The organism is Acinetobacter sp. Root1280 (assembly GCF_001425285.1).
GTDB lineage: Bacteria > Pseudomonadota > Gammaproteobacteria > Pseudomonadales > Moraxellaceae > Acinetobacter > Acinetobacter guillouiae.
On the sequence record NZ_LMED01000003.1, the window covers coordinates 100,690 to 118,646 of the forward strand.

The 17,957-nt window shown below is 38.3% G+C and carries 20 protein-coding genes; 9 read left to right on the plus strand and 11 right to left on the minus strand.

All coding sequences use genetic code 11. The annotated features are described in order from the left end of the window. Window positions 1-8 precede the first annotated feature (8 nt). Window positions 9-794, plus strand: a complete 786-nt coding sequence (locus ASC84_RS04885; RefSeq protein ID WP_056512225.1) for a hypothetical protein — start codon at window positions 9-11, stop codon at window positions 792-794. A 25-nt stretch (window positions 795-819) separates the two neighbouring features. On the opposite strand, the gene ASC84_RS04890 is transcribed toward ASC84_RS04885, so the two are convergent. Then, window positions 820-2,109, minus strand: coding sequence for a hypothetical protein (locus ASC84_RS04890; protein ID WP_056512228.1), 1,290 nt, complete (start codon window positions 2,107-2,109; stop codon window positions 820-822). Window positions 2,110-2,298: 189 nt separating this feature from the next. Between ASC84_RS04890 and ASC84_RS04895 the strand changes: the two genes are divergently transcribed. Together ASC84_RS04895 and ASC84_RS04900 are read left to right on the plus strand one after the other, a co-directional pair. Further along, complete coding sequence (locus ASC84_RS04895) at window positions 2,299-2,799, plus strand: YcxB family protein (RefSeq protein ID WP_004816919.1); 501 nt, start codon at window positions 2,299-2,301, stop codon at window positions 2,797-2,799. A 47-nt stretch (window positions 2,800-2,846) separates the two neighbouring features. After that, a complete protein-coding gene (locus ASC84_RS04900; protein WP_004725784.1) occupies window positions 2,847-3,485 on the plus strand; it encodes a fumarylacetoacetate hydrolase family protein in 639 nt (212 codons plus the stop codon). A gap of 355 nt (window positions 3,486-3,840) precedes the next feature. Here the strand turns inward: ASC84_RS04900 and ASC84_RS04910 are convergent, their stop codons facing one another. Together ASC84_RS04910 and ASC84_RS04915 are read right to left on the minus strand one after the other, a co-directional pair. After that, window positions 3,841-4,641 (minus strand): helix-turn-helix domain-containing protein, encoded by an 801-nt coding sequence (locus tag ASC84_RS04910; RefSeq protein ID WP_056512233.1) that lies wholly within the window; start codon window positions 4,639-4,641, stop codon window positions 3,841-3,843. Between the two features lie 212 nt (window positions 4,642-4,853). Beyond that, a complete protein-coding gene (locus ASC84_RS04915; protein ID WP_004725788.1) occupies window positions 4,854-6,098 on the minus strand; it encodes a YihY family inner membrane protein in 1,245 nt (414 codons plus the stop codon). 120 nt (window positions 6,099-6,218) lie between these two features. Here ASC84_RS04915 and wrbA point away from each other — a divergent pair, with 120 nt between their 5' ends. Then, window positions 6,219-6,812: an NAD(P)H:quinone oxidoreductase gene (gene wrbA / locus ASC84_RS04920; RefSeq protein ID WP_004725790.1), complete on the plus strand. Its 594-nt coding sequence runs from the start codon at window positions 6,219-6,221 to the stop codon at window positions 6,810-6,812. 109 nt (window positions 6,813-6,921) lie between these two features. On the opposite strand, the gene ASC84_RS04925 is transcribed toward wrbA, so the two are convergent. From ASC84_RS04925 to ASC84_RS04945, 5 genes are all read right to left on the minus strand, one after another. After that, window positions 6,922-7,284 (minus strand): hypothetical protein, encoded by a 363-nt coding sequence (locus ASC84_RS04925; RefSeq protein ID WP_004725792.1) that lies wholly within the window; start codon window positions 7,282-7,284, stop codon window positions 6,922-6,924. 223 nt (window positions 7,285-7,507) lie between these two features. Then, window positions 7,508-8,368 carry an acyl-CoA thioesterase II gene (locus ASC84_RS04930; protein ID WP_056512236.1) on the minus strand — a complete coding sequence of 287 codons (861 nt, stop codon included), beginning with the start codon at window positions 8,366-8,368 and terminating at the stop codon, window positions 7,508-7,510. A gap of 152 nt (window positions 8,369-8,520) precedes the next feature. Further along, window positions 8,521-9,096 (minus strand): xanthine phosphoribosyltransferase, encoded by a 576-nt coding sequence (locus ASC84_RS04935; protein WP_004725796.1) that lies wholly within the window; start codon window positions 9,094-9,096, stop codon window positions 8,521-8,523. A gap of 103 nt (window positions 9,097-9,199) precedes the next feature. Continuing rightward, entirely contained in the window at window positions 9,200-9,904 is a 705-nt protein-coding gene (locus ASC84_RS04940) for a DUF3108 domain-containing protein (RefSeq protein ID WP_056512378.1), read from the minus strand. 153 nt (window positions 9,905-10,057) lie between these two features. Further along, window positions 10,058-10,738 carry a hypothetical protein gene (locus ASC84_RS04945; protein ID WP_056512239.1) on the minus strand — a complete coding sequence of 227 codons (681 nt, stop codon included), beginning with the start codon at window positions 10,736-10,738 and terminating at the stop codon, window positions 10,058-10,060. A gap of 232 nt (window positions 10,739-10,970) precedes the next feature. Between ASC84_RS04945 and ASC84_RS04950 the strand changes: the two genes are divergently transcribed. Next, complete coding sequence (locus ASC84_RS04950) at window positions 10,971-11,852, plus strand: energy transducer TonB (RefSeq protein WP_056512242.1); 882 nt, start codon at window positions 10,971-10,973, stop codon at window positions 11,850-11,852. An 87-nt stretch (window positions 11,853-11,939) separates the two neighbouring features. On the opposite strand, the gene ASC84_RS04955 is transcribed toward ASC84_RS04950, so the two are convergent. The 3 genes from ASC84_RS04955 to radC all read right to left on the minus strand — a co-directional run bounded on the left by ASC84_RS04955 (window position 11,940) and on the right by radC (window position 13,961). Further along, complete coding sequence (locus tag ASC84_RS04955; RefSeq protein WP_056512243.1) at window positions 11,940-12,224, minus strand: antibiotic biosynthesis monooxygenase; 285 nt, start codon at window positions 12,222-12,224, stop codon at window positions 11,940-11,942. Between the two features lie 65 nt (window positions 12,225-12,289). Further along, a complete protein-coding gene (locus tag ASC84_RS04960) occupies window positions 12,290-13,201 on the minus strand; it encodes a bestrophin family protein (RefSeq protein ID WP_004725806.1) in 912 nt (303 codons plus the stop codon). A 37-nt stretch (window positions 13,202-13,238) separates the two neighbouring features. After that, window positions 13,239-13,961: a DNA repair protein RadC gene (gene radC / locus ASC84_RS04965; protein WP_056512246.1), complete on the minus strand. Its 723-nt coding sequence runs from the start codon at window positions 13,959-13,961 to the stop codon at window positions 13,239-13,241. Between the two features lie 114 nt (window positions 13,962-14,075). Between radC and coaBC the strand changes: the two genes are divergently transcribed. The 4 genes from coaBC to ASC84_RS04985 all read left to right on the plus strand — a co-directional run bounded on the left by coaBC (window position 14,076) and on the right by ASC84_RS04985 (window position 17,954). Further along, on the plus strand, window positions 14,076-15,341 hold the full coding sequence (gene coaBC, locus ASC84_RS04970; protein WP_004725810.1) for a bifunctional phosphopantothenoylcysteine decarboxylase/phosphopantothenate--cysteine ligase CoaBC: 1,266 nt from the start codon (window positions 14,076-14,078) through the stop codon (window positions 15,339-15,341). Between the two features lie 162 nt (window positions 15,342-15,503). Beyond that, entirely contained in the window at window positions 15,504-15,878 is a 375-nt protein-coding gene (locus ASC84_RS04975; RefSeq protein ID WP_004725812.1) for a cytochrome b562, read from the plus strand. Window positions 15,879-16,390: 512 nt separating this feature from the next. Continuing rightward, window positions 16,391-17,230, plus strand: a complete 840-nt coding sequence (locus tag ASC84_RS04980) for a methylated-DNA--[protein]-cysteine S-methyltransferase (RefSeq protein ID WP_056512248.1) — start codon at window positions 16,391-16,393, stop codon at window positions 17,228-17,230. Continuing rightward, complete coding sequence (locus tag ASC84_RS04985) at window positions 17,217-17,954, plus strand: 2OG-Fe(II) oxygenase (protein WP_056512250.1); 738 nt, start codon at window positions 17,217-17,219, stop codon at window positions 17,952-17,954. Before ASC84_RS04980 ends, ASC84_RS04985 begins: the two co-directional genes overlap by 14 nt. Window positions 17,955-17,957: the final 3 nt, after the last annotated feature.

The following is a 17,957-nucleotide window of genomic DNA, read 5'->3' on the forward strand; positions in this document are numbered from 1 at the left end:
AATCATTCATGCATAAATATTTCTCATTGTTTATCGTGCTGGTCATCAGTCAAATGATCGGATGTACCGCCATTCTGTGGAATAACAGTGATTCTGGCAGGTTGGCGACGGGTAAAGTGGTTTCAACCCATGCAGATCGTGTGATTGTAGATCAGGATCAAATTGTCGGTTTTGCCTATTTAAAAGAAAATGCCTCCTCAAAAAATAGCCATGATAGAAACAATGTAGATCGCTCCTTAATCGTGGTTGGGCAAAAATATGCGTATATGATTGATATTGGAAATAAGGAAATTTTAGAGACCATTCAATCTGATTTAGACCCCAAGTATTGGCGGATCAAACCAGTCCGTCCGAGTGACAAGCATTTTAGCTTGTCTTTAATGCCTGAAAGCGATGATCAAAAAAATCCACAAGCAACTCAATTTAGCGGTGATATTGAACTGTATTATGCAAAAAACAATTTAACTGAACAGGAAGAAAATAGGTTATCTCGACTTGGACTGAGTCAGTACGAATATGGTCAGGAAAACTCTGAATTTTATCAAAGAAAAATTGGATTGGTTGGGCGTATTGTGGGTTTAAACGCTGAAATTAAAAATATGAAATTTCAAAACTTTAATCAGAACTATACGATTGCGATGTATACACAAGGAAAAACCAAATACTCACTACATTCTAAAACACTGTTGCAGAAAGTCGCCTTAACCCCAGTCACTTTAGTCGGTGATCTGGTCGCAATCCCGTTATATTTCCTATTTAATATTGGCACAACAATCAAACATCTGGCTGATTAATTGAGTTTTAAAAGCCCAATCAGCACTACTTTACTTTTTGAGCAAAAATTGCATTTGCACCCAGTGCAGGTAACATTTCATGGTAGGGTAAACTGCGTGCTGCTTTGAGTAGAAATGGTGCTTTTTCATCAATTTTGATGGTGGTGGTCATTTTGAGTAAGGTGTTATTGCCTTGGGGTAAAAATTGAATTTGACCTTTGAGATAACGTAGATCACCGCCATTGGCATAGAAGTTATTTTCAGTGGCTTTGGGATAGCTAAAACGCATTTTAAAATCAAATGGGATGCTAATAACCCCCAATCCGACACTGACTTTAAAGTCTGCATCTTGTCCTTGTGTGTTGATCGCTGTGGTTTTAATACTTTTGATTTGTTTTGGAAAAATCTCTTTATAGGATAAGGGTTGTGTCCAACGTTGTAATTGTTGCGGGGTGGCATTTAAATATTGATAGCTTGTGGTAAAGCGTAAAACTTCCCGACCATGGGTATAAGGTACAGTGACAGGATTAAGTACAATACTGACGGGCTGTTGCGCGTTGGCACTGACCTGAACAATTTTATTGATTTGAGCTGTATTTAATTGTGGGCTAGGCAGTTGCCCTGCATTTAATGCCGTCACTTTTTTAGCCGTATATTTATTTTTGAGTGCTTCTAAAACAAAGGCGCTCGAACCATTTGGAATCGCCAGTTTTACTTCAGGGAAAGCATTTAAAATTTTCTTAAATAGGAAACCCTGCGGTTGGTTTAAATCACCCCATTGTGTCAGAGTCACTAAGGTTTTGTTGTCAGCTAAATTGAACCATTCAAATTTCCCTAATGCATAAGGAATTGGGCCATCAATCACCATGGTTGAAATGCTATTTTGTCCAATTTGATGTTGCATCACCACATCTTCATTAAAATTCAATACAGGTATCGGTGTCGGGATGGAAATACGATATTTCAATTGACTGACAGGTCCTGCTGTTTCGATGACTTTTGCTGATTTTAAAGTCGGGAATAACCCAACATATTGCGTGTAATGGCTTAAGGTTTTAGCCACTTCTTGGCTACTTACAGGCACAACAATGGCTGCTGTTGAAAATTTAGCTATAGGTTGAGGCTGTTTGCTGAATGTCGGTAGCGACGTCTTGGTCGCTGGATGGGCATAAATTAAAATATTGTCTTGTGCAATTGCTGCGATTTGCTGAGCATTATTGTCAAATGGTTTTAACGCGCTGGGAATATTATCGGTCCAAGTGACCAATTTCGCGAAACTGATTTGACTGATACCGATTAAGAGCACGAGACCGATATTTAAATAAAAAGCTTTCATCACAATTCCTTTTGTACCTTGATAAGCGGCAATCTTTTGTTTTTATAAAAACCATTTGTATGAAAGACCCTAAAAGGATTCACTTTTAAAAAATAGAGGTGTTCTGTAAAACAAGATGAAAATCCGCATCTCGCTGGAAAAATCTAGTGTAATATCTTGGTATCGTAAAACATTTGTATTGAAGCAACTATGTCAGACACCCAGCCTGCATTATCTGCACGTTATTATCTTAATTTAGAAGAATCTCAAGATGGTTTTAAACTGGCAACTTTTGGTAAAAAGCAAATTAGCCAATTTCTCACGCCTTTGGTCAGCATCGGAATCATGGTTTGGGGGATTTACCTCGGTTTAGAGGGTGTGGGTAAATATTATGTTTGCTTAGGTGCTTTTTTCTTAATTCTGCAAATGCTGATGCGGTATTGGTTTTTACCGATGATGTTTAAACGCCAATTCGTTAAATATCAATTTGGTAAAAGCGAACAAGGTATTGAATTATTTCAAGACTATATGGAATTATTCAGTAGTGGCCGTCCAAAACAAGTTCATCATTATTCAGATGTAGATAAATTTGCAGAAGGCAAGCTTACCTATATGATCGAATTAAAAAATCGTACTGTGGTGATTGTGCCTAAACGAGCATTTGCTACACCCGCAGATCAAACGATTTTTATCAATACTTTTAAAAAGTAATTTGGAATTATAAAGTTTTTAACGCTGAGCAATAAGAAGGGAACAATATGAGTACACGTCCATCTAAAATTGTATGTGTCGGTCGTAGTTATGCAGCGCATGCAGCAGAATTAGGTAACGCAATTCCAGATCGTCCAGTCTTATTTATCAAGCCGCCCAGTAGTTTGATTTCATTGCAAGACGGTATCTCTTGGAATGAGGCGTGGGGAAATTGCCACCATGAGTGTGAACTGACGTTACGTATCGACAAGCCACTTAAGGGCGAAACCAATTTAGATAAAGTATTGGATGCGATTGGTGCGGTGACTTTAGGCTTAGATTTAACTTTACGTGATCTCCAAGATGACTTAAAGGGCAAAGGCCAGCCTTGGGAGCGTTCAAAAGCTTTTGATGGCTCATGTGTACTGGCAGATTGGGTCAGTGTGGATGAAATTAAAGATTGGTCGGCTGTTACATTTGAATTTGCAGTAAATGATGAAGTTCGACAAAAAGGCGATACGGCTTTATTGATTTTTGATATTGCTTACTTACTCGCAGACATCTGCCAAGTATTCTCTTTAGAACCAGGGGATGTGGTGATGACAGGGACACCTGCAGGTGTTGCAGCATTGGCTTCTGGTGATCAATTGAGTATGACTTTACATGGTCAAAGCCAAGATTTTGTTTGGAAAACTTTTGTAAAATAAGCATTTAAAATTCAAGTAACCCAGTGTTTATTTATAATCAATACGCATTGGGTTTTTTATTATCTACAGTTTTATAAAACAATAATTCATCACTAACTTTTGGGATATATCCCGCTTTATTTATCAGTTGAAATTTACAGCATCGCTATTTTTTAGCTATCGTGCAGAAGCTTGGACGAAACGCTTTGATAGCGAAGAAGCAAAAAAGCTGGATGACTTTGGTAAATTACTACATAACCCAAAGTTAAATTCAGCTCATGCATTTTTAGATCGACATTTAGATTGGTCGGGAAGATTGTTTATTATCAGTATTTAGATCATTCCACTTCATCTACTCAAAATTTAAAAAGTTGATTTAGTGACGCAACAATTTTCTAAACTGATCTGGGGTACGCATCATCCAACGTTTAAACATATTGATAAAAGCAGAAGCATTGGCATAACCTAAATCCAGTGCAATGCTTTCAACCGTTTTTCCCTCATTGAGCATAGACATGGCTTTCATGACTTTAAGGCGTTGTCGCCATTCATTGAGTGACATTGCCAACTCTTTTTGACTCAGTCTTGCCAAGGTACGTTCAGTCATATTAATCCGTTGGGCTAAAGCCTCTAGCGTACTGTGATCAGCAGGGTGGGCATGTAAAAAATCCAAAACTTGTTTTAAGGCAGCATGATTGGTATGGGGTAAATAACTACCGATTAACTCAGCATGTTGTAACTGATCAAGTAATACCTGTAATAGCCGCAAATATTCGGGCTCAGAGGCTTGCATTGGGTACTGTTTGATGTGCTGTAAAATTGCTGAAACCAAGGGTGAGGTTAAAAGAATCCCTGCTTGTTGAGGTAAGGCACTACATAACGATTGGTGGATATACAAAGTTGCATGGGAAACAGGAGTTCGATTCAAACCACTGTGTTGCGTATTTGGTGGTAACCAAACCCCATATGGAGGTGGCGTAATATAATTAATTTGATCAATATTGACTTCCATCACCCCATTAAAGGCATAAATAAATTCGCCCCAAGCATGCCCATGTTCAGGATAAACCGATAGCGCAGGATCATGTCGAAAAATAAGCCACAGCGGTGCAACAATTTCATCATTGGTACTGAGTTGAGTCAGTATATTTTTATCGCTTGTTTTTGTTATCGTCATGCAAAGATTGCCTGAATAAAAAGATCTTTTGTCTACTTTGAATTATATCCTATAAAAAAGACAGGTTAATACCATTGTGGTGTCTTTTATCCGCTTTATGCAGTGGTTTTGGCTATTGCGAAATTATAGCGATTCATCGAAAAAGTAATATCACGTCCCTTTCCAATGGGCACTGCTTGGAAAGGGACGTTGTTTATCTATCTGGGTTAAAATTACTTATCATCCAAAATGGTTGAAAGCGGAATTGATAATTTAGCGGCCAAATATTCATCGGATTCAATTAAAGTTGGACCGATATGTTTCATCCAAACATCATCATCATGGACATGTTCAACATCATGACGACGAGGGAGGGTATAAGGCAATGATGTATAGAATGACCAGAAATCAATTTCATCTAAATTTCTGACCAGCACATATTCATTATTGTCAGTACATTTAACCAAATTCTGTTTTTCTAGAAGTTGGATATAAACTGGCCAGCGTCCAATTTCACCACGACCTAAAATATTTAATGCTTCTGCATCAGTCACCACGTCACCCGTTTTCTGTTTTTTATAAAATAATTCTAGAATATCGAGCATCATCAACACAGGATGGCGGGTTTGGATTTTACCAGTATGAAATGCGGTAAGGGCATAGCTGATTTCCACACCCAATAAGACGATATTCCACGATAAAAAGATCCACAACAGGAAAATTGGTACAGCAGCAAAAGCACCATAAACAAGGGTATAGCTGGTGAAATTTGCCATAACAAAACCAAATAGGTTTTTAAGTAGCTCAAATGCAATCGCACCAAAAAGACCTGCAATCGCGGCCGCTCGAACAGGAATACTGCGATTTGGAATCGTCCAATATAAAATGAAAAAGCCTAAAGTAGTCAGTGCAAACGAAATGACCCCAAGTAACGCTGTACCATCAACTTCATAACCTGCAAAGTTATTACTTAAAACATTCATAGAGGCCAATGTTGATGAAATGACAAAGGCACTCCCCAATAAAATCGGGCCTAAAGAAATAATGGTCCAATAACGCATAAAGCCAATGATGCCATTACGCGTTTCTTGAACACGCCAAATCCGATTAAAAACCGTTTCGATACTGGTAAGCATCAGTACTGTGGTAATGAATAAAAACAGCACACCAATAACAGTTAAATTACTTGAGTTCTCGGTAAAGACATTAAAAGCTTTATCAAAAGCAATGCTGGTTTTCGGCAAGAAATTACTATAAATCATCTGCTGGAGTTGCTGTCTAGCAGGCTCTAAGGCTTTGATTGATGAGATAATAACCAAGAAAACAGTCAACATTGGAACAACAGCAAATAATGTCGTATAGGTCAGCGATCCCGCTTGTTCACGACAACGATCTGCTTCAAAACGACCAAGTACAAAAAGAATGAATTGAAACCAAGTTTTTTCATAGAAGGGTAGTTTTTTAAGTAATTCAAGCATATATATCTTTGATCTCAATTATTTTTCGGCATATCTTGCATTTTCATTGTCTAGCTTACCCAAAAAAGCAGAAAAATACCGTATAGTTTTATTTTCTTATGTTGAAATCAAGAAATCTCTATGCAAGCTTATGTTCTCGTACTCTATTACAGTAAATATGGATCTACCAAAGAGATGGCACACTTGATTGCCAACGGCGTAGAAGCAGCGGGTGTCGCAGTAAAAATTCGCACTGTGCCTAATCTTTCCACTGTTGTGAAAGAAGCGGAAGCCAGTATTCCAGAACATGGCGATATTTATTGTACATTGGATGATTTACAAAATTGTGCAGGATTGGCTTTAGGTTCACCAACACGTTTTGGCAATATGGCATCTGAAATGAAATATTTTTGGGATCAAACCACCAGCCTTTGGTTAAATGGTGCATTACACGATAAACCTGCTTGTGTATTTACCGCGTCAGGGTCAATGCATGGTGGACAGGAAAGCACATTATTAACGATGTTACCGCCATTGTTTCATCATGGCATGATGATCATGGGACTGACCAATGCCAATCCAGCCTTATCCAATACCAAATCAGGCGGTACGCCATATGGGGTCAGTCATGTCAGTGGACCACGTCATGACCAAAACTTAAGTTCCGATGAAAAAGCTTTATGTGCAGAACAGGGCAAACGTCTGGGTGAAACGGTTAAAAAGTTAAACCCATAATTTTTGATGCTCTTGCGAGATATAGATAAAAATTTAAAGACTTCTCTTTTTGCTCGTTTCTAATCGACTAAAAGAGAAGTTCTTTATCATATTGATATTTTATATTTTGTTATTTTAGATTAAAGCGATGATTACATTTTTTACATTGGTAATCAAAAAAGATATTTTGATCAACAATCACACCTGCTCGTTTACCAAAGCGATTTCCTAGAAATCCACCTGTAATTCCAACACTGATTGCGCCTACGAAGGTTCCTACAGTTCCACCAACAATAACGCCTAAAGGACCTGCAACCGTTCCGATAGCCGCACCAATTGAAGCACCAGAGGCAGCGCCACCTACAGTTCCTGCTGCTGCACCTGCAGAAGTCAATAATACACTGCCTGCTTTGCCTAAAAGTTGTTCATGGTCACGGCGTTCTAAGTCTGTAGCGCCACACTTTGGGCACTTTACTGTTTGTTCATCAGTCATTGATTTTTACTCACTCAACAAAGTCCATTTGTCTTCGTTAAGTTATGGTTAAGCGTTATATTCACGTTCACTACTGGCATTTTTGTCATGCTTATCGCTATCGTTACAATCATGTCAGGGATATGACATGATTTTGATTGTAACTGAATACCGTGATCAGTCTTTATATTTTGTGTGAATGTAATAGATAGAATGATTGACATAAGCTTATAGAAACATTTTGTTATTGCTTCAGTCGCATTAAACTTTCCTGATTAACGCTACACACCAATCTACCATTTTGCCACATCCGCCCGAAATTAAGCCCTCTGGATTGGCTAGATACGGTGGCATTCATATCATAAAGTAACCATTCTTCTACTCTAAAATCTGTATGAAAATAAATGCTATGGTCTAAACTTGCACTACGTACACCGCCGTTCGCATAACTGACACCATGCGGTCTAAGTGAAACCGTCAGCAGGTTATAGTCAGAATAATATGCAGCAATTGCTTGGTGCATCATGGGAGTATCTTGTTGAGTGGGAATAGTTTCAAAGGTTTGAAAATATTCAGCATAATTTGTGTCTGATTTTATCGGTTCAAATGGATTGAATGGCTGCACTGGATGGATGTTGATAAAAAATTGACGCATAAATATTGCGCGTGCAGGTTCAGGAACATCCTCATAAATCATTTGTTTCAGTTGTTGTTCAGGGATCAGTTCATCTGGCGAAGGGTAGCGAGGCGGTTCAATCTGATTTTCTAAACCCTCTTCAATATTGGCAAATGAAACCATGGCCGAAAATATAATATGGCCGTTTTGCCAAGCATGAACTTGGCGAGTCGAAAAACTTTTGCCATCTCTTAAATTTTCAACTTTATATAAAATCGGAATATCTGTGCGACCACTGCGAATAAAATAAGCATGTAATGAATGTGCTGGTCGAGTGGTGGTTTTTGATGCGGCAATCAATGCTTGTGCTACCAATTGCCCACCCACAAGGTGTGATCCAAATAAACGTGTGTTTTGCCCTTGAAATAGACCATCATCCAATTGTTGTACGTCGAGTAGATCAACTAATTTTTGAGTGATTGATCTCATTTATTATTTACCTGAGTTATCTCTTTATTTACACAATATAGCTGAGGGCTTGATCAAAATAAAAGGCAAAACAAAGACGCTACTGATCAAAAAGCATAAAAAAGAGCGCCTAAGGCACTCTTTTTAATGAAAACTTTTGAAGTAAGACCAGCTTATTCTTCTACAAAGCTTACCGTACCGTTTGCTAAAGATTCAACACGTGCCAATGATTCAACACGGTAGCCTTTATCTAATAACAATTGACGGCCTGGTTGGAAAGATTTTTCAATCACAATCCCAATACCCACAACTTCTGCATCCGCTTGATGAATCAAGTCAGCAAGACCTAAAGCGGCTTGACCATTCGCTAAGAAATCATCAATAACCAAAGCTTTATCGCCTTTGCTAATATGTTTCTTAGAAATCGCAATGGTGCTTTCAATTTGCTTGGTAAAAGAGAATACTTTTGAACGATATAAATCATCTTTAAGGGTTAAAGACTGATATTTACGTGCAAAAATAACGGGTACACCAAGTTCCAAACCAGCCATCACAGCAGGCGCAATGCCTGATGCTTCAATTGTGATGATTTTGGTAATGCCTGCATCTTTAAAAAGACGAGCAAACTCTTGACCGATGAGCTGCATCATCACAGGGTCAATTTGGTGATTTAAGAAAGAATCGACTTTCAGAACTTGATCAGATAGAACGATACCTTCAGCTAAGATTTTCTGTTCTAGTGCGTGCACAGGGAGAATCCTCTAGAGGCAAGGTGCTTTTTAAAGCAAAGGCGTATTTTAAAAAGCACTAAAAAAAATGCAAGCTGAAATTGATCAAAAGGTGAAAAATGTCTTACTTTTTGTAACTGGTCAAGGTTAGGTTATAAGATGTTTTACCATCAACATGTGACATTTTCACGGGTAAATAGTCTAATTGAGGCGCTAACCAGAAAATTGAACTCTTTTCACCATTGTCATGGGTGAGTACAACTTTGACCGTGTTATAGGTTCCCGCAGGGGTTTTAATTGACTCTGTGCCTTGTTTAACAAAGCGACGCGCATCTAAACCTTTTGCATCTGCAATCAAATAACTTGATTTTAGACCTGCACCTTTTAAGTCTTCACGTACTTGTAATTCAGCATTTAACTCATCTAAAGCACCTGCTTTCCATGGGAAAGAACGTGCCTGATCTTTTTTCTTGGTGTTAATGGTTTTGTTGTTTGGATTAAAGTTAATGGTCATGGTGTCATTATGTACCAACACTTTACTGGTACGACTAAAACTACTTGAATTAATTTGACCATTGGTAAAGCTAAAACGGCTTGTTTCACTTGCAGAAGCAATTGCTGCTGCTTTTGCTGCAAATACATAGGTCCAGTTATTGCCACTTTGACTCAATGTACGGGTCGCAGTACCTAAGTTTTTACCATTATAGGCAAACTGGTAGCTTGCTTGGAACGGACTCATGGCAAGAGCATTGCTTGAAAATCCAACCAATAACATTGCAGTTGAAACACCAGTTGCCATACTTAATGTTTTAAATAACGTTTTTGCCATCATTAAATGTCCTATGCATTTAAAAGTATTTTTGGATATGACACCTATTATGCGGTGTAATTAAAGAGAAAATATTCACTTTATTTCTAATCCTGTGAATTTATGTATACATTTTGATTGCGATAACTTGAAATCTAATCTGCAATTTGAGACTTAATTCTTTTGCTCAATCGGTGTAACTTCAGTTTCAAGATAATCATCTTCGTCCCAGTCTGGGTCTTTATCTTCTCTAAATTTACTAAATAAAGCGGTTAGGTTCACATTACCAATCACCACCAACTCAGTTTCACGTAATTCTGCATGGTTCACATGGACTTTGTTTAATGTGTCCATAATAGAACGATTTTTTCCTAACCAACGATTCAGATCTAAGTGAAGTAATTCATCTTTTACGGTAATGACATTAAATTTTTCTAGGATCATTCCTAAAGGATCTTTTTTCAGTACCTTTTGATAGAAGAATAAAGCAGTATTTACGCCCATCTTATACCAAACATTGGGATAGCTAGCTTCGATCACTTGGGTGTTGCTGATTTGTTCAAAAACAATCAACTGCATATCTTTGTTGAGTTCCATTTGAACTAACTTAAGATCTACAGAAAGAACCAAATGCATGCCTTTGACATTGAGTGTGGCATAAAGTTTTAACCAATCATCATGCAGGTCGGCATGTAAATCTTCTAAAATTTTGACGTTGTCGGTGACAAAACGTTTAAAGGTCGCATTTAAAAATACTTGTGATACTGGAAACTCGCGTTCTTCTTCTATAAAACCTTCTGCTTTTTGGTATACTTGTCGAATACGTTTAACAATGTTAGAAAGTAGCGTCGGCATAAGTATTGTCCCAAATCATCATCATTTTTTAAGGCGATAAACTTGTCGATTATTAAAAAAATACAAGTCTAACGATTGCAGTTTAACAAAAAACATTGCACCATTTTGAGTGTTTTAAAATTACGTTTTTACTTTTACTAAATAAGTCACAAAGTTTGTGAATAATGTAAAGTTAAACTTATTTTAATAAATTTTAAATTTGGCGATTGGGGAATTTTGTCGGATTAATGTCATGATAAAAAAATTATTTGCCAATACACAGCATTCTGAGTATTGGTGGCAAGACTCATTATTTGTTGGAGCTGTTTCTGCAGCTGTCATTGCACATGTACTTTTTTTATCTGTTCAATTTGGAATGCCACAAGAAAATAATACCAGCACAAAAGAAATCGCAATCAGTATTCGTCCAAGTGAAGATGAAGTTAAAGATGCAGACTTTTTAGCACAAGCAAATCAGCAAGGCTCTGGAACATTCCGTAAAGAGCATCGTATTTCAAGTGATATGCCAGCACAAGCAGAAGACAAGAGTGCGGGTGATCAGCAACTCGAAGCTTTAGAACAAATTCAGCAAAAACGAGAATTGAAATTCGAAGAGAAAGTATTAATGACGGTTCTTAGCTGGCAAAAGCAGGCGGAACAGAACGATCGCAAAAAGGCCATGGAAGAGTTGCAGAGCCAGATGCAAGCTAAAACGGCAATGGTGGCGAGTTTAGAAGCTCAATATTTGCAGAAACAACAAAATTTTAGTAAACAACAAAAAATTAAAACCTTAGATGGTATTCAAGCCAAACAAGATGCATCTGCTGGATATTTAGATAAATTTCGCGAAAAAGTTGAGATGTATGGAAACCGATATTACCCAGATCTTGCCAAACAGCAGCGTCTTTCGGGTGAGGTCCGTTTAATGGTCATTCTCAATAATGAGGGTGGGATTCGTGCTATACGATTGATTGAAAGCTCAGGTCATTCAATCCTCGATGAAGCTGCCAAAAACTCAGTGCGTAAAGGGGCACCTTTTGGACGTTTTGATTCAAAAATGAAAGATATTTCTGAACTGCGGATTGTGCGCACTTGGCGTTTTGACCCAGCTGAATCTGAATTTGAAGTGCGCTAGAAACTGAACAAGATGTAATGGGATTATCTTGATTCTATTTTTTAGTATCTACATTCCTAAATAGACCGATTTTTAAGTGATCTAGAGTTAATAGCTTTTTTGAATTTGGCAAATCTCAACACTAAATTTTTTATACCACTGTTGTTTACCAATTCGTTGAGCTGCTTGATGTTCTGCATCTTTATGCCAAGCCTGGATATCTTCAAGTGTATTCCAATAAGAAAGCGCAACTTCAAAATCATTTTCACAAAGAGACTCAAATTTTTGACAGTTAAACTGGCTCAATGCTTTCTCTCGTAAAAGTTGTGCAGTTTGAAAATACTGTTGATCAAGCGTATTGATCTGTGCCTTAAAGATAACCACATATTTCATTTTCAGTGCTCGGCCTTTACTTTAACTTCTCTTTAAAAAGGGCAATAAAATCAGAAACTGATGTATTAAAGTAAATTGTGATCATGGGCTTGAATCGGTGGAGGAGTCGGTTTCCCTAGAGTTCCCAATAATTCAATTTCAATCATTCTTACCATTGAATCTAAAGGTAAATCATTACTTTGCGTACCAAAAGGTTCTTCTATCTCGGTACTTAAAGCATCTAGCCCCAGAAAAGTATAGGCTAAAATACCCACCAGCAAAGGTGTTGCTAAACCCAGTAATGAACCTAAGCTAAAGGGCAGCATAAAGCAGAAAAAATAGACCGTACGATTTAATAAAACTGAATAAGCAAAAGGCAAAGGTGTGGTTGCAATACGGTCACAACCGGTTTGTACCAAACTGAGCTCATTTACATGTTCATTTAATTGGGTATAGATAATGTCGGAAATTTCGCCTTCTTTGAGCGCTTGCATCAATTCCCATTGGATCAAACTCAGCGTGTATTGCGGCGCATTGGTTTGTTGATACAACTGTGTCAGTGCCTGTTGACTCATACCACTGGTTTCCACCAGCGCATCTGGATTTGCTGTTTGATGTCTCAGACGATCTCTTAATAAGTTTGCAAATACAATCACATGTTGAATGATCCGTTCACGACGCCCTTGAGGGAATATACGACAATCACGGTCAAAGTGACGTGCATTGGCGATCAGCATTCCCCAAAGTTTACGCGCTTCCCACCAACGGTCATAACAGGCGGTATTTTTAAAGCCTAGAAAAATAGAAAGCACCACACCAATCAGGGTAAAGCCAACCAAGGGTAATTCAGGAAAACGATATAAATTGGTATACTCAATGCCACCCACAATTGCAGAAATCAGCATCACAAAACCAAGCGGTGGCAGCACTTTGGGTAAAATCGTACCACGCCAAGAGAGTAATATTTTAAGGGTATCGTTTTGATCGCGGACAATCATACTTTTAAATCTATATTTTTTAGTGATCTTCACCGCTTCAAAGGTGCTTGTCAATCACATTTGTAGGGAAAGTTTTGGGTTTGATGAGTCCGTGTTCAGCAAAGGAGTAGCTTTGCTCAGCAGCAATGATCATATGATCCAATAATTCTATTTCAAGCAGTTGACAGGCTTTTAATATTTCTTGAGTTAAATCGTAATCTTCACGTGAAGGCTTGGCAAAACCTTTAGGGCGATTATGGGCAATAACGATAAAAGTCGCATGTTTTTGTATGACATATCGTAATAATTGATTGATGGAAATATTGCAGTAATTGATTGAACCATAAAATAGTTTTTTAAAACTCAATTTACGTAACTGGCTGTCTAAACACAGTACAGCAAAGACTTCTTGAGATTCTCCGATCAATTCATAACGTAAATAATCTCGGATTAAATCAGAACGACTCAAGTCTAAACCTTGGTTTAGTTGATGTTTCAAGTAACGCCGTCCCAGTTCTTTCACTGCCATCAGTTGTGAATACTTGCTTTCGCCAATGCCATGAAATTGTTTTAAATCGTCTAAAGACGAATCAAATACAGCATTTAAATGACCAAAATGTTGAATGAGCAAGCGTGCTAATTCAACAGCGGAGTGTTGTTTTGAGCCTGAGCGTAGAAAAATCGCAAGTAATTCTGCATCAGATAAGCTGTGCGCCCCTTGTAAGAGTAATCTTTCACGTGGACGTTCTTGTTCAGGCCATTGTTTGATTGAATGATTCATTATTTTTCACATTTTAAAATTATTTTACTTCTGATTTTTCTCCCTTGAATGACTTGGGAGATAGACTATTTAATGATATTGTGAGCGCCACTGCAACTGAAAGGTAGCCTGATAGTGAGTTTTGATCTCAGTGTATTTTCTAATAAAAATATTATCCTCGCTGTAACAGGCGGTATTGCCGCCTATAAAAGTGCAATCCTGGTACGTCGTTTAAAGGATTACGGCTTTAATGTACGCGTGGTAATGACCAAAGGTGCACAGGCATTTATTACCCCTTTAACTTTTCAGGCCTTATCAGGCAATCCAGTTCATACCGAATTATTAGATCCTGAAGCAGAAGCGGGAATGGGGCATATTGAATTGGCGCGTTGGGCCGATTTGATTTTAGTTGCACCTGCAAGTTGTGACACCATCGCAAAGTTCGCCGCGGGTTTGGCTGATGACTTGCTCAGTACTTTGTATCTGGCAACCAAAGCACCTGTTTGGGTTGCGCCTGCAATGAATCAGCAAATGTGGGCAGCTAAGCCGACACAACGTAATCTGAATACTTTAGTTGAAGATGGCGTACATGTGATTATGCCTGAAGCGGGTTCACAAGCTTGTGGTGATGTTGGTTTAGGGCGTATGCCTGAACCTGAAGATTTAGCTGAACAAGTTAAAAATTACTTCCATCAAGCACAACGTGCGATTGCTGAAAAGTTTGGCTTGCTTGCTGGAAAACGTGTGGTGATTACTGCGGGACCAACACGTGAAGCGATTGATCCTGTGCGCTATATTTCCAATCACAGTACAGGGAAAATGGGCTTTGCCATTGCAGCAGCCTGTTATTCAGCAGGGGCAAAAGTGACGCTATTGGCTGGCCCAGTCAGTTTGGATACCCCGAATGGTGTGCGTCGTATCAATGTTTCTTCTGCGATAAAAATGCTTGATGAAAGCATGCATCAGCTTGAGGAAGGCTGTGACGTGTTTATTGCAACCGCGGCTGTTGCTGACTATCGTGTGGCAGAAGTTTCGGAACATAAGATTAAGAAAGCGGGTGATGAGCTGAATGTTTCGTTGGTGAAAAACCCTGATATTGTGGCGACCATTGCGCAACAGTCAAAGCGCCCATTTATGGTGGGTTTTGCGGCTGAAACTCGGAATGTAGAGGAATATGCAGCAGGAAAACTGGTTGCAAAAAAACTCGATATGATTGCCTGCAATGATGTCTCGCGTGCTGATATTGGTTTTGCTTCTGATCAAAATGCGATGACCGTGTTTTTTGCAGAACAGTATCAGATGGAAAAGCGTGATTTAGAGAAAGCCTCGAAACAAGAGATTGCACAACAATTGGTTGAAGCGATCCACGATGCCTTACACCATGAGATTGAACCAATTTAAGCCTTTCTCTGATTATTTCTGAATATAAAAATGCAACGAATTCGTTGCATTTTTATTTGCTATTTTTTGTGCTTTTAAACTATGTTTAATCTTGGAAATGGACAATAGCCACAATGGGCTTTTTTACACCCAACAATAGCCACAGTTTTAAGGAAGATCATAATGATCAAAAAAACTTTAGCCACCGTCATGATGATTTCTGCTTTAGGTTTCAGCTCAATGACTTTTGCTGCAACGCTACAACAAAATATGCAGGCATTAGGTAAAAACTATAAAGCATTTAATCAAACCAATAATGCTGCTGAAGCAAATAAAGCTTTAGATAATATGCGTGCTGCTGCAACGGACGCTAAAAAAGTCAAACTTAAAGGTCGTGGTGATGCCAGTGCTCCGACTTCGACTCAGTTATATGATCAATTGATTGCGCAAATTGATAAGACTCAAGCGCTAGTCAAAGGCGGTCATTTAGATCATGCCAAAATGGAAGGTAAGAAAATTGCTGAAATACGTGATCAAGGGCATAAGATCTATCAATAGTCTTATTGCGCAAATATGCATTTAGATGATTTATAAATAAGGTCAAAATTATAAATCATATATTTATATACTTTCATTAACGTGATTCATATGGGTATAACGCTTGCAATGCCACACTTTACAATTAAAGTTTAAATAGCTTTGCGTAGGCGATGCCTCACTTTTCAGAGATGAAAAGGTGACAAAAATCTTCCGTTGGGCGAGGGGTACGTCCTGTACCCCCGCCCAACAGCGACATCCATGTCGCCACACGATAGATCGACCATGTACGATTCAATAATACAAAGAAACAGGTAAATTTATATAGATTGCGTATGGACTACTTGTTTTTTGACGAACGTAATTTCGAAGAATAGATTTATCCATTTAAAAGCCGTTAGTTTTAATGACTAACGGTTTTTTATTGTGAGGAGATTTTTAAACGATATTGAATCACTAAACTCAGCATGATTCGGATTTGCTCATTGCATAACACCTGTTAAGTTAGATGTAGAAAAGTGAGGAGAAATGCGATGCAACAGCACCATCAGTTTGAACGTATTGCAAAAGCCATTGAATACATTAAACACAATTTTAAAGCGCAACCGAATTTAGATGAGGTAGCTGCGCATATTCATTTAAGCCCTGCACATTTTCAACGTTTATTTACAGAATGGGCTGGAACCAGCCCTAAGAAGTTCTTGCAATATATCAGTATTGAACATGCAAAAAACTTGTTAAAACAAGAGCATTCGGTATTTGATGCGACTTATGACACAGGACTATCAAGCACCAGTCGTTTGCATGATCTATTTATACAAATTGAAGGGATGACACCTGCTGAATACAAAAGTGGCGGAGAAAACTTAACCATCCACTACCAGTATGCTGAAACACGTTTTGGAACCGTTTTAGTGGCTTCAACAGCCAAAGGGATTTGCTTTATGTCTTTTGTGGAGCATGCGCAAGATGCCTATAGCGCACTCGTTGAAAAATTTCCTAAAGCAAGATTTTATCAGCAAGCAGATGCTTTACATGAACATGCTTTGGCCATTTTCTCATCTGAACAAAAACCATGGAGCCAAATTAAGCTGCATCTAAAAGGTACTGATTTTCAGCTTAAAGTTTGGGAAAGTTTGCTTAAAATCCCGATGGGACAATTGGCGACCTATGCAGACCTTGCAGAACAGATTGGAAATCCAAAAGCTTCCCGTGCAGTCGGTACTGCGATTGGCAATAATCCAGTGGCTTTTTTAATTCCATGTCATCGTGTGATTCAAGCGACAGGTGTTTTAGGTGAATATCATTGGGGTAAAACACGTAAAGCCGCAATGATTGGCTGGGAAGGTGTGCAAGTACATGCCAGCGTTTAATTCACAACAAGCAACAGCGTTGCTCAATAAAATTGAGGGTTTAGATTGGGAGTCAATCCATGCTCAGATGCATACACAAGGCTACTCAATCCTTAAAGACTTTTTATCTGATGAATTGTGTGAGTTGATCAAAAGTCATTATAACCATCAACAACTGTATCGAAAAACCGTCACTATGCAGCAACATCGTTTTGGATATGGCGAGTATAAATATTTTAATTATCCACTACCAAACTTGCTTCAACAGCTTCGAACTCAGTTTTATCCGTATCTGGTTCCTATCGCCAATGCTTGGTCTGATGCTTTAAAGTTGGATCGACAATATCCAGATTCACATCTTGAATTTTTACAACAATGCCAACAAGTGGGTCAAAATAAGGCCACTGTTTTGATTTTGCACTATCAGCAAGATGGTTTTAATACCTTACATCAAGATCTATATGGCGAGGTCTATTTTCCGATCCAAATGGTATTTGTTCTTAGTCAAGTCAATAGCGATTTTACCGGTGGTGAGTTGGTGTTGACTGAGCAAGTACCACGAGCACAGTCAAAAGCCATTGTTTTACAACCTGATCAAGGGGATGTGTTAATTTTTACCACGCAGTTTAGACCGAAGAAAAGCACTCATGGCTATTATCGAGTCAATATGAAGCATGCTGTCAGTCAGGTATGTACAGGGGAGCGTTATACATTGGGGATTATTTTTCATGATGCTGTGAGTTAAATG

Excerpts from the sequence above, each read along its gene's own strand:
- ASC84_RS04910 (WP_056512233.1), bottom strand. The coding sequence starts at position 4,641 with ATGACGATAACAAAAACAAGCGATAAAAATATACTGACTCAACTCAGT.
- ASC84_RS04980 (WP_056512248.1), top strand. The coding sequence starts at position 16,391 with ATGCAACAGCACCATCAGTTTGAACGTATTGCAAAAGCCATTGAATAC.
- ASC84_RS04975 (WP_004725812.1), top strand. The coding sequence starts at position 15,504 with ATGATCAAAAAAACTTTAGCCACCGTCATGATGATTTCTGCTTTAGGT.
- ASC84_RS04895 (WP_004816919.1), top strand. The coding sequence starts at position 2,299 with ATGTCAGACACCCAGCCTGCATTATCTGCACGTTATTATCTTAATTTA.
- radC (WP_056512246.1), bottom strand. The coding sequence starts at position 13,961 with ATGAATCATTCAATCAAACAATGGCCTGAACAAGAACGTCCACGTGAA.
- ASC84_RS04985 (WP_056512250.1), top strand. The coding sequence starts at position 17,217 with ATGCCAGCGTTTAATTCACAACAAGCAACAGCGTTGCTCAATAAAATT.
- ASC84_RS04940 (WP_056512378.1), bottom strand. The coding sequence starts at position 9,904 with ATGGCAAAAACGTTATTTAAAACATTAAGTATGGCAACTGGTGTTTCA.
- wrbA (WP_004725790.1), top strand. The coding sequence starts at position 6,219 with ATGCAAGCTTATGTTCTCGTACTCTATTACAGTAAATATGGATCTACC.
- ASC84_RS04925 (WP_004725792.1), bottom strand. The coding sequence starts at position 7,284 with ATGACTGATGAACAAACAGTAAAGTGCCCAAAGTGTGGCGCTACAGAC.
- ASC84_RS04960 (WP_004725806.1), bottom strand. The coding sequence starts at position 13,201 with ATGATTGTCCGCGATCAAAACGATACCCTTAAAATATTACTCTCTTGG.
- ASC84_RS04885 (WP_056512225.1), top strand. The coding sequence starts at position 9 with ATGCATAAATATTTCTCATTGTTTATCGTGCTGGTCATCAGTCAAATG.
- ASC84_RS04890 (WP_056512228.1), bottom strand. The coding sequence starts at position 2,109 with ATGAAAGCTTTTTATTTAAATATCGGTCTCGTGCTCTTAATCGGTATC.
- ASC84_RS04945 (WP_056512239.1), bottom strand. The coding sequence starts at position 10,738 with ATGCCGACGCTACTTTCTAACATTGTTAAACGTATTCGACAAGTATAC.
- ASC84_RS04930 (WP_056512236.1), bottom strand. The coding sequence starts at position 8,368 with ATGAGATCAATCACTCAAAAATTAGTTGATCTACTCGACGTACAACAA.
- ASC84_RS04900 (WP_004725784.1), top strand. The coding sequence starts at position 2,847 with ATGAGTACACGTCCATCTAAAATTGTATGTGTCGGTCGTAGTTATGCA.
- ASC84_RS04915 (WP_004725788.1), bottom strand. The coding sequence starts at position 6,098 with ATGCTTGAATTACTTAAAAAACTACCCTTCTATGAAAAAACTTGGTTT.
- ASC84_RS04955 (WP_056512243.1), bottom strand. The coding sequence starts at position 12,224 with ATGAAATATGTGGTTATCTTTAAGGCACAGATCAATACGCTTGATCAA.
- ASC84_RS04950 (WP_056512242.1), top strand. The coding sequence starts at position 10,971 with ATGATAAAAAAATTATTTGCCAATACACAGCATTCTGAGTATTGGTGG.